Raw genomic sequence first — 15,025 nt, forward strand, 5'->3', positions numbered from 1 at the left:
ATGTCTTTTTTCCTTATTGAGTTATTTCTTGAGTTTTTGTACTAAAGTTGCATCTGGCGTTACGTAGGTTGTTTGCTGACCTTCGAAGATAACAAAACCGGGTTTTGCACCATTTGGCTTACGAAGTTTACCGGCAGGTAAGTAATCAACGGGTACGTTGGCTGAATCGCGGGCCTTTGAGAAGTAGGCCGCTAGTTGCGCTGCTTCTTCTAAGGTTTCGGCCGATGGGTTGTCTGAGTCAATTAGGACGTGTGAACCGGGTAGCTTTTGGACGTGTAGCCAAATTTTGTGACGATTTGTCTTTTTCAGAGAAAGTTGATCGTTTTGTAGATTGTTCTTTCCAACTTCGATGAGCGTACCATCGGTTGAGACGAACTGATCAGGTTTTCCCATGACGTGCTTTGGCTTACGAGTTTGTTTACCCTTTGTTTTGACTTTGACTTTTTCACGTAAGTAGCCCTGCTCGATTAACTCGACCTTGATGTCAGCAACGTCCTTTGGTGAGGCAACGGCTAGTTGGGTTTGAATCTGGGAAAAGTAGTCGATTTCTGCTTGTGTTTCTTTTAGTTGACCCAATACGTGGTCCTTAGCCAGTCGTAACTTACGGTACTTGTGGAAGTAACGATTGGCGTTTTGCATACCGTCGAAACGGGGATCCAAGGCAATGGTTAGCAGATTGTTATTATCGTAGTAGTTTTCAATCTGAACCGAATTCATACCCTTCTTTACTAGGTGAGGGTAGGTAATCAGCAAATCACCCTTAACCTTTAAGTCTTCCGCGTTTTCAGAGTCGACCAGCGTTTGGTTGAGTTTCTTTTCCTTACTCTGGTTCTTCTTCAGCTCGTTCTTAACTAAACGAACGAGGGAAGCTGCCTGCTGGTTAACACGGTCGGCTTCGGCTTGGCCAGCAAAGTAGGCATCGAGAAGGTCACCCAAAGTCTGATAAGATTCGGCGGTGGAACCAACTTCCCCCCAGTCAAAGGCTGCGTAGCTCAATTTGTTCTTTTCGGAACGGTAGAGCGTTGGCTTTGGGCTGCTAAAGTGGTTGAGCCAATCAGTGGCCGTAGCCATGGCGTCGGAAGCACCGGATAGATGTCCTGCTAAGTTTTTGGCAGAGATACCAGAAAATCCCTGGTATTCTTGCTGAATCGCTTTGCCCCAATCTGCCTTATCCGAATCGAGAATGATTTTGGCAAGTCCACCTAGGTCAGAAGTGAAAGGATTTTCCTTATTCTGTGCCGGTGGCAGGATGTAAGTGGCCCCTGGAATCAAGGAACGGACACGGTTTTGGTCCGAGGGAACGTGCTTGATTAGTTCAAGAATACGTTGATCTTTTTCACGAACTAAGAAAAGGTTTGAATGTCGTCCCATCATCTCTAGTGTTAGGAGAAGGGTTTGTTCATCTCCTAGTTCATCGTGAGTGTTCACGGCAAAGTGTAGGATTCGGTCGTTTTCCACCTGGGTAACAGAATCTAAGCGGGCACCTTCCAAATTGCGACGCAAGAACATGGCAAAGTTAGTTGGCGTCTTTGGGTTTTGGTATGGAATACGTGTGACCTGGGCACGGGCGTAGGCAGGGTGTGCCGATAGTAGGACAGGATAATTTTGTCCATTGTTACGGACAACTAAAATAATTTCGTTTGGATAAGGTTGGTGGACTTTGGTGATGCGACCGCCAGCAAGGGTTTGATTTAGTTCATGCGCCAGGGCATGAACAAATAGACCATCAAGGGGCATGGGCTCCTCCTTTTTATAAGTAACTATCATTCATTATAAAGCATGATAGTGGGGAATACATGGAATGCTTGCAGTCTTAAGAAAAGCAAAAGAAAAAGCCCCATTCTGCATAGCAGAACAGGGACTCTTAAATAAATTACTTCTTTTCAGTAACTTGCTTACCGTTGTACATTCCTGAAGGAGAAACGCGGTGAGCAACGCGGTATTCACCAGTAGTCTTGTCCAAAGTAATGTTTGGCACGTTCAAACCGATGTGTCCGCGGCGGTTACGCTTGTGAGACTTTGAGTTCTTGTTTGATGGGGTAGCCATTACAGCACCTCCTTTCGGTTCAATTTATCAACTTTTTAAGTTTATCTAAGATTTACCCTAATGTCAATAAGTAGGCCAGAAACAATCAAGAAATTTCCGGACTTTTACGTATAACTAAGTATGGGAACGGTTAAAGTCGTCTTTGTGGTATTTGCTGACTCCCGACAGTTAATATTATAAACTATGTGTGACAACCGGTTGCCATGAAATTTTAACTTTGTTCAAAATAGAAAGGTGGACAAAAAATGAAGGCTCTTGTTTATCGTGAACCGCAGGAAATGATTGTGGCTGATGTTGATTTACCAAGAATTCAAGAAGAGACCGATGCAATCGTTCGAATGGTGAAAACAACCATTTGCGGAACGGATTTGCATATCTTAAATGGTGACACACCGGAAGTAGAGGCTGATACTGTTCTTGGCCATGAGGGAATTGGTGTGGTTGAGAAGATTGGTTCGGCTGTTTCCAACTTCCGTGTTGGTGACCGAGTCATTATTTCCTGTGTGACGGCTTGTGGGCACTGTACTTATTGTCAGGAAGGAATGTATGCCCATTGTGAAAACGGGGGGTGGATTCTAGGACATGAGATTGATGGAACGCAGTCAGAATTTGTTCGAATCCCCCAGGCTGACCATTCTCTCTACCTTATTCCAGAGGGAATGTCGGACGATGCAGCGGTTATGATGTCTGACATTTTCCCGACCGGATTTGAAATCGGTGTTTTAAATGGACGAGTAAAGAAGGGGGATACTGTTGCGATTATTGGTGCTGGGCCAATTGGAATGGCAACCTTACTGACTGCTCAATTCTATTCACCTGCCAAAGTCATTATGGTTGATCTTGATGACTACCGTTTAGGAATTGCTCGGGACTTTGGTGCAACGGATACGATTAATGCCGGTGATATGGAGACGGCGATTGAGAAAATTTATCAGTTAACGAATGGTAAGGGAGTTGACGTTGCCATTGAGGCGGCAGGATTCCCGGCAACCTTTGATTTCTGTCAAAAAATTTTAGCAGTAGGTGGGCATTTGGCTAATGAAGGGGTGCACGGTCGACCTGTCCAATTTGATTTGGATAAGCTATGGATTAAAAACGTGACGGTTACGACGGGATTGGTATCGACGAATTCAACGTCCCGTTTGATTGAAGCCGTTGAAAAACAAGAACTTTTCCCTGAACGCTTGGTAACCCACCATTTTGATTTCACAGAGATTAAGAAGGCCTATCAGATTTTTGAGAACGCGAGTGACAGTCAGGCGATAAAAGTCATCCTGAGTTTTTAATGGATTGACTAGCTCGATTTAAATAAGTAAAAAAGAACCGCGAGTTTTTGGACTCACGGTTCTTTTTCTTTGAATTAATTATTCTGAAACGAGTTGATAGGGGTGCTTTAAGGCAATGAGTATCTTGGTAAAGTCTAGCCAACTCATCACGACTGTTGCTTCGTTTTGATTGGGGTGTACCGCAATTACACCTGCATCAACAATGTTTTGATCCACAATCACTTGGACTATTCCGTGTACATCGTGCATTAAAGCGAGGGGAGTAACCGTTCCTGGTTGAACGCCAAGTAATTCTTCGAGGTCATCGTTGGAGGCAAAGCGTAGCTGGCTCTTCGATGTTCCTAGCTCGTGGGCTAATTTACTAAAGTCAACGCGCTTGTTCGCTTGTCATATAGAGATAGTATTGATTATCTCGTTTCGTTTTTAATAGAAGGTTTTTCATTCGAGGAAGGTCTTTTGGTGCGCCTTCATCAGACAAGTGGTGGAGTGCGGCGTGTCGAACAAGCTGGTATTGAATGTGCAGCCGGTCCAATAATTGAATCGCTTCGTTTTCGCTTGCTTGTGTCATAAGTCCTCCTTTTCCTTAATATCTATTATACAAGGGAATGGATAAAATATCAGGAGTAAGACCTATCTTTCAATTCGGTTAAAAAGTCTGGAAAGTCCTTAACGGTGGGACTTATATCTGTTAAAATAGTAGGAGTTGTATACCGTTTAAATTGACAAAGAGACATGACTTTAATAGCTAAAGGGTAAGCGAATGTTTAAGAAAAATACTAACAATATGATAATGGTTCACCTTGTTGTACTGGCATTCATTGCTTTTGTCTACTTGACGCCAACCCACTTTGATTTCTTGATGTGGAATGTTTTCTTAGCTTTGCTGCCATTGGATTTCGCGCTATTGGCCTTAGCATCACGGTTGAAGATATCACAGATTATTTTTTCTGGGCTCTGGTTGTTGTTCTTCCCGAACACCATGTACATGATTACGGATTTTATTCACTTGCAATACATCTCAACGGCACTGGATGTTCGTTACCAGTACTTTAACTACTCAGTCTTGGCTGCTGGTATCTTCGTTGGTGTTTACCTTGGAATTCTTTCATTAGAAATCATGATGCGGATTTACCTTCGCAATCGAACGGGCTGGTCAGTGTTGATTACTCTGGGAATTGTTTCCTGGTTGTCATCCTTTGGGATTTACCTAGGCCGTTTCTTACGTTTAAACTCTTGGGACGTCTTTACGAACTTTGACGTGGTAATTGCCAATGTGCAAAGCTCAGTTTCGAAACACATGTTTGCCTTCGTTGGGCTCTTTGCTTTAGCACAGTTTGCTATCTTAATTGCCTACCATTACGGTGGCCGAATCCTATCTTCATTGGATTTCGAAGAAAAGATTGAAAGTAGCGAAAAAAATCAATAAATTCGTTGACAGTGGGTGTTCTATCGTCTATACTTAATGACGTTGAACAAGTAGAAGCACCCGCTTCTCGCCTCGTGACTCGCGTTGCCAGGCAGATACACGTTGCACTTAATTGTGCAGTAAGGTAAAGTGGGTGAACTTCGGTTCACTCACTTTTTTCTTCGTTGTTCACGCAAAAATATTTTGGAGGTATCGAGCCATAGCACGTCAACCAAGACAAGTTGATCTAGTCAACGATAATATCCGTGCAAGTCGGGTTTTACTAATTCACGATGGTAAGCAAGAGGAAATGTCAACGCGCGAAGCACAACAGCTCGCCGATGATAAGGGCCAAGATTTGGTTCTGGTTCAGGCAAACGCCCAACCACCTGTTGCTAAAATTATGGATTGGGGTAAAGCGAAGTTCGAAGCGCAAAAGCGCCAGAAGGAACAACGCAAGAACCAAAAGATTGTTCAGGTTAAGGAAGTTCGTATGTCGCCAGTTATTGATTCTGGAGACTTCGAAACTCGTAAGAAAGCAGCCATCAAGTTCCTTGAAAAAGGTAACAAGGTGAAGTTGAACTTACGTTTCCGTGGCCGAATGATTACCCACCAAGATATTGGACGGGAAGTCTTAGAACGGATGGCCAACGAATTGGACGACATTGCCAAGGTTGAGCAACGTGCTAAGATGGACGGTCGGCAAATGTTTTTGGTTTTGGCTCCTAAAAAGGGCTAAGCCAAGCAAACCGACTTTGATACTTGAAAAACGATAGGAGAATGGACACATGCCCAAGATGAAGACTCACCGCGCTGCTGCGAAGCGCTTCAAGAAGACTGCAAAGGGTGGCTTCAAGTCAGCCTCAGCTTACACGTCACACCGTTTCCACGGTAAGACTAAGAAGCAACGTCGTCAATTGCGTGGAACACGCATGATGAACAAGACAACAATCAAGAAGTACGCAAAGATGTTGTCAACCCTTTAATTTCAGGGTGTCTATAAGTTACTAATATTTAGGAGGATTTTCCCATGCGAGTTAAGGGTGGAACAGTTTCACGCGCACGTCGTAAGAAGTTTATTAAGTTGGCCAAGGGTTACCGTGGACAACGCCGTATCAACTATAAGGTTGCCAAGCAACAAGTTTACAAGTCATACTTGTACGCTTACCGCGATCGTAAGAACCGCAAGCGTGACTTCCGTAAGTTGTGGATTGCTCGTATCAACGCAGCAGCCCGCATGAACGGTATGTCATACTCAAAGTTGATGCACGGTTTGACTTTGGCAGGTGTTCAATTGAACCGTAAGATGTTGGCTGACTTGGCCGTATCTGACTTTGACACTTTCTCAAAGATTGCTGAACAAGCAAAGGCCGCTTTGGCATCAGAAAACATCTTGGTTAAGGAACGCACTGCTGCAACTACTGACAAGACTGTTAAGGTTTCTCGTTAATCTTACTTTTAAACCAGCTTTCGGGCTGGTTTTTTTGTGCTCTTTTTTAGTAAAGTCGGGTGGCTTTTAATTGGTAAATAGAATGTTTCGTCGAAGATTTGATAAATATGATAAAATAGATGTAATTGAAATCGAGACAAGAGTTTGATTCTCACGGTTGAACTCAAGTATTAAATTGACAAAACTCTAAAGGAAACATTATGACTGATTTGAATATTTTGCCCCTTGGGGGTGTCCGCGAAAATGGGAAGAACATGTACGCGGTTTCCGTTAACGATGAAATTTTCATTCTTGACGCTGGTTTAAAGTACCCAGATACTGAACAGTTAGGAATTGACGTGGTCATTCCTGATTTTGAATACCTATTAAAGAATCAAGATAAGATTGCGGGAATTTTCTTGTCTCACGGTCACTCAGATGCCATCGGGGCATTACCTTACTTGTTACAGCAAATTCAGGCGCCAATCTTTGGTTCAGAATTGACCATTGAATTGGCTAAGATTGCCATTAACGACGAAAAGGCCATTAAAAACTTTGACGACTTTCACGTTGTGAACGAAAAGACTGAAATTGACTTTGGCGATGTGAAGGTTTCATTCTTCAATACAACCCACACGATTCCTGAAGCACTTGGAATTGTTTTGACTGTTGATGAAGGACAGATTGTTTATTCTGGTCACTTTAAGTTTGATCAGACTGTTGAGGCTGCCTACCAGACGAACTACCAACGTTTGGCTGAAATCGGTCAAAAGCCGGTTTTGGCTTTGTTGGCTGATGCAGCGGGTACGGAAGAAAGCATCAAAACACCTGCTTCAGAGCGTCAGATTCATTCTTATATTCAAGAAGCTTTTGAAGAAGCAAAGGGTAAACGCATTATCGTTGCTGCTGTTGCTTCAAATATTCAGCGTGTGCAACAGGTGATTGATGCGACGGCTAAGACAAAGCGTCGCTTAGTGATTACTGGTCATGATGCCGACAAGATTGTGAAGACGGCTTTGGATTTGAAGCTGATTAACTTACCAAAGCCAAAGAGCGAGCTATTCGCTTCAGTGAAGGAATTGGACGACATGCCTGATTCACAAACAGTTGTTTTAGAAACTGGTAAGCTGGGCGAACCAGTAAAGGCTTTGCACAAGATGGCTAAGGGTGAAGACCCAGTTGTTAACATTGGTTCAAACGACTTTGTCTTCATTACAACGAATCCTTCCTTCGCGGTTGAATCTTACGTCGCTCAGACACGTAACATGCTCTTTAAGAAGGGGGCCAACGTTAAGCAAATCTCAACTGACCTTCGTTCATCAGGACACGGATCAAAGAGTGATTTGCAATTGCTGATGAACTTCTTCAAGCCAGAAGTTCTCCTTCCAGTTTCAGCTGAATTCCGTGTGATGGTTTCTGCTAAGCAAGCCGCCGAAGAAGTTGGCATGGCAGAAGACAAAATCATCATGGCCAAGCGTGGTGATGTGATCGCTTACGACGGTCAGACTTTTGAAAAGGCAGATGCGGTACAGGTTGCTGAAACGATGATTGATGGTGACTCATTGAAGGATATCGGAAACGTTGTTCTTCGTGACCGTCGTATTCTTTCAGAAGACGGGGTCTTCGTAACGGTTGTGACAATTGACCGTAAGAAACGTAAGGTCGTTTCGAAGCCAAAGATGACTTCACGTGGATTCGTTTACGTGAAGGCTAACCGTGACCTAATGAAGGAAGCGGGTAAGTTGACAATTGAATCAATTGAAGATTACTTGAAGAATGCCAAAGCCTTTGATTGGAACGAATTGAAGAATGGGGTTCGTGAGAAATTGTCACGTTTCTTGTTTAACGAAACTCGTCGTCGTCCAATGGTGATGCCAGTGGTAATGGAAGTCAACCAAAACCGCCGACCACACCATAAGGGTGAACCTGAGAAAAAGGGTAACAAGAATCATAATAAAAAGGGCCAAAAGCAACAGGGCAAAAATAAGAAGTCCAAGGGTCAAGTAAAGAAGCAAGAACAGGGTAAGCAGAATCAAACTGCTGAATAAGTTCTAAAAAAGAGACCTTCACGGGTCTCTTTTGTTCTATTTTAAAGGGAACGTTTGTGCGAAAGGATACGACTGTAAAGAGCTATGACGATAGACATCAACCAGCTTAAGGAAGAAGGACTAGAGGCATTTGCTAACCAAAATTATCAGCAGGCAATCAGTTTGTTGAATGAGGTTTATGAGAATGAACGGACCTTTACAAATAACCAACTCTTTGCAAAAGCACTAAAGGAAAACGGTCAAATCGATTCGGCTTTGACGATTGCCCAGGAATACGTTGGTGAGTATTTGGGGAAAAAGGAAGATTATCAATTTTACTTTGACCTTTGCTTAGCTGCGGGTTATTTCATTATGGCCCGGCGGATGGCGATGGAATCGATTTTTACGGAAGACCGTGATGAAAGGCTTCTTCAGATTCACGAGGCGGAAGAATTAGCCTGGGAAGAAAGAGCGGCGGACATTCAAAAAACGCACCGTCAATTTAAACATTTGGCAGGTTATGATGTATTAACGCAACAGCAAATTTACCAAGATGCTCAAACACTGCCGGTTGAAGAATTCGTAGATGCAGCAAACACCGTCTTGCTTGATCCGGATTGTATGCCGATTATTCGGGTGTCAATTCTTACTGATATCCAATGTTTAGAACTTCATCGTAAAGTGAAATACCTCTACATTGATGGAAAAGAGTACACGACCATTCTCTGTGAGCAACCCAAGCCGCTCCGTGACGATGTTTACTTTGAGGCCCGTGACTACTTATCGGAAACTGTTGGTCAAGAAGATCCAGTTGCTAATCAAATGTTGCAGGAACAATTACGCTTAGAAATGAACGTTCTTTTCCCTCAATTGGAACGAGTGACTGACCCAATTGCATGGATTCAAGCGGACATTGCCATGATTAATGGTCAGCGTATCTTGAATGCCCATCGTGAATCAGTTGAACAAGCGGCTATTCATGACTTTACCCATCGTTTACTGTCAGAGATGGGCGCGCTGTAAAGCATTTTATAGCAGTGATGTTTTAGGTAAAGAGTACTTGAATTCTTCATAGGTCTTTTCGTTTAAAAAGTGTTTACAAAAAATTAAGAAGTTAGTATAATTGAATTCGGCTTATGAGCCAGAAAAACGTTCGGAACGGTTGTTTTTATCGTTCAAGCGTTGTAAAATATAAACATACGATTTTCTTGGGTCAATCCCAAGAAATAAAATTTTGGAGGAAACTACATTGGCTAAGGAAACATACGTTCGTAACAAGCCCCACGTTAACATTGGTACTATCGGTCACGTCGATCACGGAAAGACTACTTTGACTGCCGCTATCTCAAAGGTATTGGCTGAAAAGGAAGGTAAGACTGCTACAGACTTCGCCGAAATCGATAACGCCCCTGAAGAAAAGGAACGTGGAATCACGATCAACACGTCCCACATCGAATACGAAACGGACGCACGTCACTACGCCCACATCGATGCCCCAGGTCACGCGGATTACGTTAAGAACATGATCACTGGTGCCGCTCAAATGGATGGTGCCATCTTGGTTGTTGCCGCAACTGATGGTCCTATGCCACAGACTCGTGAGCACATCTTGCTTGCCCGCCAGGTTGGTGTTGAACACTTGGTTGTCTTCTTGAACAAGACTGACCTTGTTGACGATGAAGAATTGGTTGACTTGGTTGAAATGGAAGTTCGCGAATTGTTGTCAGAATATGACTTCCCAGGCGATGACATTCCTGTTATCAAGGGATCAGCTTTGAAGGCACTTGAAGGCGACAAGGAACAAGAACAAGTTATCTTGGACTTGATGAAGGCCGTTGACGAATACATCCCAACTCCTGCACGTGAAGATGACAAGCCATTCTTGATGCCTGTCGAAGACGTATTTACGATCACTGGTCGTGGTACTGTTGCTTCTGGTCGTGTTGACCGTGGTGTTTTGACTACTGGTACTGAAGTTGAAATCGTTGGTTTGAAGGAAGAAATCCAAAAGACTACGGTTACTGGAATCGAAATGTTCCGTAAGACTTTGGACGAAGCACAAGCTGGTGATAACATCGGTGCATTGCTCCGTGGTATCGACCGTGACCAAATCGAACGTGGACAAGTTTTGGCAGCCCCTGGCTCAATCAAGACTCACAAGAAGTTCAAGGCCGAAGTTTATGTCTTGACTAAGGAAGAAGGAGGCCGTCACACGCCATTCTTCACTAACTACCGTCCACAGTTCTACTTCCACACAACTGATGTTACTGGTGTTGTGGAATTGCCTGAAGGCGTAGAAATGGTTATGCCTGGTGACCAAGTAACGTTCGACGTTGAATTGATCGCACCAGTTGCCATTGAAAAGGGATTGAAGTTTACTGTTCGTGAAGGTGGCCACACTGTTGGTGCCGGAACTGTTACTGAAATCGAAGGCTAATTCATTAGTTTTCAAAAAAGTCTGCTAACGCAGGCTTTTTTCTTTTGCACTTTTTTAAATTACGATTTAATTACAATTGGTTTTTAATCGACTTTAATGTTTGTTATCTGTAACAGAAGTAGTACAATGGGTAACGTATTTGAAATATTCAATAATAAGTAATTTATATAGGGTTGGAGAGTTTTTTATGTTGAAGCGTTTTATGGTGTTAATCGCTGTTTTCTTGCTTTCAGGGGTGTCAACTGTACAGACTTTCGCCGATGAAGTGAATCCTCAGACGAGCAAGTATGTGAACTCCATTGAAATGAAAGACGTCACGGATAGTCAGGCTAAGCAATATAATGTTGACGATATGATGTTAATCACTTGGAACTTCGACATTCCAGGTGGTTCTGATATTAAAGCGGGGGACACGACGAAGTTTTACGTTCCTTTAAATTTTTCAATTGATAAGGCGACCGCTATACCTGGAGCTGATAGTAATGGTGCAATAGACTTTACGGATCAAAGTACAGGGAAGGTTCTTGGAAAAACCACTGTGGAAGACCACTACGTTGTGATTACCTGGAATCAAGACGGTGCAGACTTGATTAAGAACCAAGGATTAAGTGGAAAATCTGATGCATTGGTTGGATGGAACTTACCAGATAAGAAACACGAGTCTAAGGAGGTACCAATTAGTTGGGGTGTCGATAGTTCGGTGAAAACGCCAAGCGCTCCGACCGTGGAACCTTCTGATCCAACCCCTGCACCAGTCACGCCTGATGCGGGTAACGACTTCATTATTAATAAGTCTGGTGATTATGGGAATAAGACTGAAGCTGGTTACATTTACTGGAAGATTCGTTTAGATGGTAAGCAGGAAAAATTGACGGATGCTGTTTTGACCGATACCATTGGATCAGGGCAAACTTTGGCAACGGATAAGGGAATCGCTGTCTTCACGCATGATATTGCGGCAGACGGTACCTGGGGACCACAACAATATGTGAATCCACAGCCTAAGATAACAACACATTACGATAAAAAAAGTAAGGGAATTACTAGTTTCTCAGTTGATTTAGGAACGATTACCAAAGGAACTGTCGTTTATTACTATACAAAGTATGATTACAAAAACACGTCAGATGGTACAGCCTTTACTAATAGTGCGATTTTGCATGCAAAGGAAACGACCGATACTGCAATTGATGTTCCAACTGCACATAAGTACTTCGACTATAAGACCATCATCAATCCGCATGGCCGACCAAAGGCAAGTGATTGGAAGGCGGCGCCTTCCTCGACTTTTGCAGCGGTCACAGATACTAAAATTAAAGGCTATAGGATTGCTGATGATTCAGAAAACAAAGATGTTTCAACAACTGCGGATAGCTCTTCTTCAGAAAGTACCATTTACTATGACCGGAATGTGACGCCAGTGACGCCGGATAATCCCCATGGGCATGCGAGTGATGTTTTGAAGAAGGTTCGTCACGTGATACACTATGTCGACCGTGCTGGCCATAAAGTTCATGATGACACTGTTCAGGTGATTGTCTATAAGCGTGATGGCGAATTGGATGAGAACGGGAACTTTACGGCAACCAGTGATTGGAAGGCCGAACCTTCTGATACATTTGCTGCTGTAGAATTACCTACGGTTGATGGCTATAAAGTCTTTGACGACTCAGAAAATAAGGCGGTTATCACAACTGCTGATAGTACTGACTCAGAAAGTACTATCGTCTACGATAAGGAGGCAACACCAGTACCCGATGTGAAGCCGGTTCCTAATACACCGGATACTCCACAGCCTGATGTTAATCCAAGTCCGAAGGTACCCGGGGTAAGACCAAAGTCAAATCCTTTTGTTTTACCTAATACGGGCGGTGGAAATGAGAATGATGCTGTTTCTGAAAAATCAACAAATTCAACATCGACCGAATTACCTCAGACTGGTAAGAACGAGAATAATCGCGTTGTTGGGCAGTTTGCAATCTTTACAAGTGTTCTTGGCATGAGCCTATTCTTCTGGTTTACGAGTCAAAAGAGAAAAAACAATAAATCGTAACTATAAATAAAAAGAGCTGCTTTTACCCTTGGTAGAAGTAGCTTTTTCATTTGTTTTGAATTATTCTAAAATTACGAAATGATGACGATACCGTGACTTTTTTGTTAATTTCTATTTACTGCAAATATATATAGTATACTTACGCTAGTCTTCCGCCAAGAGACATAAGAGTTAGAAGATTATGCCTTTTAGAGAGAGAGTATATGGGAATTAAACAATTTATTATTACTGCAGCAGCCTTTCTGTTTGCAGCTGTTATTGGAATCAGTGTCCTTCGTAGTGAAGCGGATGCTTTCAATAATTATATTACGAGAGTAGAGTTAACGGATTTAGATAATCCGAAGGCCAAGTCCTATGGGCCCTACGATAACATGCAGATTAAGTGGAGCTTTACTGTTAAACAGGGGACTAATATCAAAGCAGGTGACAGTATGGATGTCATCGTGCCTAAGGTGTTTAACCTAGAAGGTGTACCGGACTTTGATATCAAAGATAGCGATGAGCACGTTATTGCACACTGTACCACAGCATCCGATCGACAGGTTCTTGTTGTGACCTGGAAGGATGAGGCTGTTCAAACTTTGACTGAAAAGAACCTTGAAGGTTATTTTTATGTCACTTCCAAGTGGAAGGTTGATATTGTTAACTGGAAGCAGCATTTTATCATCGATTGGGACGTGCCTGGCAATATACCTGCACCAAACGCGGATATCACGCCAGCGCCACCTTCGCCTAATCCAGCGGATAATAAGCTTCGTAAGGATGGCGGTTTCGCTGGGGAAGCGCCTGGCCTGATTTATTGGGTGGTTCGTGCTAACTGGGCCCAAAACGAGATTAAGGACGCCAAAGTGACCGATCATGTTGGCCCGGGCCAGACATTGGACCGGAGTCGTCCAATTCGAGTAATTAAATGTAAGGTTGAAGGAAAGAATGTTGACGAAGTTTGCGATATTCAACCAAAGAGTATTACTTATCTTTCCGATACTGAGTTCGTGGTGGACATCGGGGATATTGATTATCCGGTCAATGTCTTCTACTACACCAAGTTTGATACTAGTCTGCCAAAGGGAACAACATTCTCAAACTCAGCCGAGTTAAGTGGGGATGACTATGAAACGCAAAAGGTAACGGCTTATACAAGTTCTTATTCTGGTTCTGGTTCATCGGATGGACCTGGTGGTAGTCCTGTGAATCCTGCACCAGGGCCAAGCCCCAAACCGGATCCTAAGCCAGCGCCGAGTCCAACCCCGGCACCACAGCCAACACCAGAACCTACGCCGAGTCCAGCACCAGCGCCACAGCCGGTTCCAAGTCCTAAGGTTCAGCCAAAGTCTAGTCCTGCTCATCGGTTAAACCCGGCTCCAGCAGCAAAGAAGCAAGAGCAGCCGGTAGTTAGTCAACCTGAACAAAAGGGAGGGGGGCTTCCTGAAACAGGACAAAGCCGAGTAGCCCAAAAACAAGTGCTTGCACTTGGATGGGTGGCAATCGTTTCATCAGCCTTAGCCACTTGGTTTACTAAGTCAAAGAAATTCTAAATCAATTGATGCATAAGAAAAGCAGCCTTGTAAAAGGGCTGCTTTTTTTAATGCTTATTTTTCATCTTTAGGGTGTTGGCCTAGGGCTTTTTCACGCTCGGACTTTTCCTCATCGGTAATGGGGTCGGGGAATGAAATTAAATCTTCAAGTGGATTGTTTAAACGTTCTTCTTTGTTGACGATACGTGCCATTGCGTACTCCTTTAGTTTTGCTAAGTCTATTATACAAAAAACTACTTTAAGCCTAGATAAAAGTCTGAGGCTAATCTTCTGATTGTTCTTTTTCAAAGAGAAGGGTTGACCCGTCCTTTGCTGAGAAAGTGGCTGCTCCAAATGTACCATCAAAGTCAGCTTCGAGTGCGCTTTGCAGTGTTGTCACATTTTCTTCTGCTTTCACTAGGATGATTAGTTGACCGTCGTCTTTGATGAATGACCAGGCCGTTTCGCTTTCTGCATTGATTTGGTGTCGGCTGATATTTTCGGCCTTTGTGTAGTCCAAGATGATGAGGTCAACCTTAGTTAGGCGACCGAGTTCTTTTTGGAGTCCTTCTGCAGAGAGTACGCCGTTTTCAACGGTCACACGGTCTTGCAGACCGGCCATGAAAAGTGAGGCGGCTGTTTTATTGGCTTCTTCTCGTTCTTCGTGGAAGGAAAGTACCATGCCGTCTTTGCCAACGTGTGAGGCGAGGAAACGGGTCTTTTGACCGTTACCGGCGCGACCATCGACAACAAGCATTCCGGTTTGTACCTGGGTTTCCAAGTAGTTTTGTACAAAGCTTTCGTTTGAAAAAGACATGCTTCACCTC

15 protein-coding genes, 1 pseudogene and 1 other annotated feature are annotated in these 15,025 nt (G+C 43.4%); of the genes and pseudogenes, 10 read left to right on the forward strand and 6 right to left on the reverse strand.

Translation table 11 applies throughout. The features are described from left to right. Window positions 1–21: 21 nt before the first annotated feature. Together H7198_RS01470 and rpmF are read right to left on the reverse strand one after the other, a co-directional pair. The gene (locus H7198_RS01470) at window positions 22–1,737 is read right to left on the reverse strand and encodes an NFACT RNA binding domain-containing protein (RefSeq protein WP_274458032.1); all 1,716 of its coding nucleotides are present in this window, start codon (window positions 1,735–1,737) and stop codon (window positions 22–24) included. Window positions 1,738–1,873: 136 nt separating this feature from the next. Next, window positions 1,874–2,047, reverse strand: a complete 174-nt coding sequence (gene rpmF, locus H7198_RS01475) for a 50S ribosomal protein L32 (RefSeq protein WP_091501350.1) — start codon at window positions 2,045–2,047, stop codon at window positions 1,874–1,876. 245 nt (window positions 2,048–2,292) lie between these two features. Between rpmF and H7198_RS01480 the strand changes: the two genes are divergently transcribed. Further along, window positions 2,293–3,333 carry a zinc-dependent alcohol dehydrogenase family protein gene (locus H7198_RS01480; RefSeq protein ID WP_274458033.1) on the forward strand — a complete coding sequence of 347 codons (1,041 nt, stop codon included), beginning with the start codon at window positions 2,293–2,295 and terminating at the stop codon, window positions 3,331–3,333. 78 nt (window positions 3,334–3,411) lie between these two features. On the opposite strand, the pseudogene H7198_RS01485 reads toward H7198_RS01480, so the two are convergent. Continuing rightward, window positions 3,412–3,657, reverse strand: a pseudogene (locus H7198_RS01485) (YbaK/EbsC family protein); the annotation flags it as partial. A 43-nt stretch (window positions 3,658–3,700) separates the two neighbouring features. Then, a complete protein-coding gene (locus H7198_RS01490) occupies window positions 3,701–3,901 on the reverse strand; it encodes a hypothetical protein (protein WP_274458034.1) in 201 nt (66 codons plus the stop codon). 192 nt (window positions 3,902–4,093) lie between these two features. Between H7198_RS01490 and H7198_RS01495 the strand changes: the two genes are divergently transcribed. From H7198_RS01495 to H7198_RS01535, 9 genes are all read left to right on the forward strand, one after another. Beyond that, window positions 4,094–4,759 (forward strand): DUF1361 domain-containing protein, encoded by a 666-nt coding sequence (locus H7198_RS01495; RefSeq protein WP_274458035.1) that lies wholly within the window; start codon window positions 4,094–4,096, stop codon window positions 4,757–4,759. A gap of 42 nt (window positions 4,760–4,801) precedes the next feature. Beyond that, window positions 4,802–4,926 (forward strand) — a sequence feature (ribosomal protein L20 leader region). Window positions 4,927–4,937: 11 nt separating this feature from the next. Then, window positions 4,938–5,477, forward strand: coding sequence for a translation initiation factor IF-3 (gene infC / locus H7198_RS01500; RefSeq protein ID WP_200769360.1), 540 nt, complete (start codon window positions 4,938–4,940; stop codon window positions 5,475–5,477). 49 nt (window positions 5,478–5,526) lie between these two features. Next, window positions 5,527–5,724 (forward strand): 50S ribosomal protein L35, encoded by a 198-nt coding sequence (rpmI, locus tag H7198_RS01505; protein WP_061993849.1) that lies wholly within the window; start codon window positions 5,527–5,529, stop codon window positions 5,722–5,724. A gap of 44 nt (window positions 5,725–5,768) precedes the next feature. Beyond that, window positions 5,769–6,188 (forward strand): 50S ribosomal protein L20, encoded by a 420-nt coding sequence (gene rplT, locus H7198_RS01510; RefSeq protein ID WP_274458036.1) that lies wholly within the window; start codon window positions 5,769–5,771, stop codon window positions 6,186–6,188. Window positions 6,189–6,388: 200 nt separating this feature from the next. Continuing rightward, on the forward strand, window positions 6,389–8,215 hold the full coding sequence (locus tag H7198_RS01515; protein ID WP_274458037.1) for a ribonuclease J: 1,827 nt from the start codon (window positions 6,389–6,391) through the stop codon (window positions 8,213–8,215). Window positions 8,216–8,299: 84 nt separating this feature from the next. Then, entirely contained in the window at window positions 8,300–9,217 is a 918-nt protein-coding gene (locus H7198_RS01520; RefSeq protein ID WP_274458038.1) for a hypothetical protein, read from the forward strand. A 226-nt stretch (window positions 9,218–9,443) separates the two neighbouring features. Further along, complete coding sequence (gene tuf, locus H7198_RS01525) at window positions 9,444–10,631, forward strand: elongation factor Tu (protein WP_274458039.1); 1,188 nt, start codon at window positions 9,444–9,446, stop codon at window positions 10,629–10,631. A gap of 187 nt (window positions 10,632–10,818) precedes the next feature. Continuing rightward, window positions 10,819–12,684, forward strand: coding sequence for a mucin-binding protein (locus H7198_RS01530; RefSeq protein WP_274458040.1), 1,866 nt, complete (start codon window positions 10,819–10,821; stop codon window positions 12,682–12,684). Between the two features lie 203 nt (window positions 12,685–12,887). Next, entirely contained in the window at window positions 12,888–14,219 is a 1,332-nt protein-coding gene (locus tag H7198_RS01535) for a collagen binding domain-containing protein (protein ID WP_274458041.1), read from the forward strand. Window positions 14,220–14,273: 54 nt separating this feature from the next. On the opposite strand, the gene H7198_RS01540 is transcribed toward H7198_RS01535, so the two are convergent. Both H7198_RS01540 and H7198_RS01545 read right to left on the reverse strand, forming a co-directional pair. Then, the gene (locus H7198_RS01540) at window positions 14,274–14,411 is read right to left on the reverse strand and encodes a hypothetical protein (protein WP_274458042.1); all 138 of its coding nucleotides are present in this window, start codon (window positions 14,409–14,411) and stop codon (window positions 14,274–14,276) included. A gap of 70 nt (window positions 14,412–14,481) precedes the next feature. Further along, complete coding sequence (locus H7198_RS01545) at window positions 14,482–15,015, reverse strand: hypothetical protein (RefSeq protein ID WP_274458043.1); 534 nt, start codon at window positions 15,013–15,015, stop codon at window positions 14,482–14,484. Window positions 15,016–15,025: the final 10 nt, after the last annotated feature.

It is taken from the genome of Fructobacillus sp. CRL 2054 (assembly GCF_028764065.1).
Lineage (GTDB): Bacteria > Bacillota > Bacilli > Lactobacillales > Lactobacillaceae > Fructobacillus.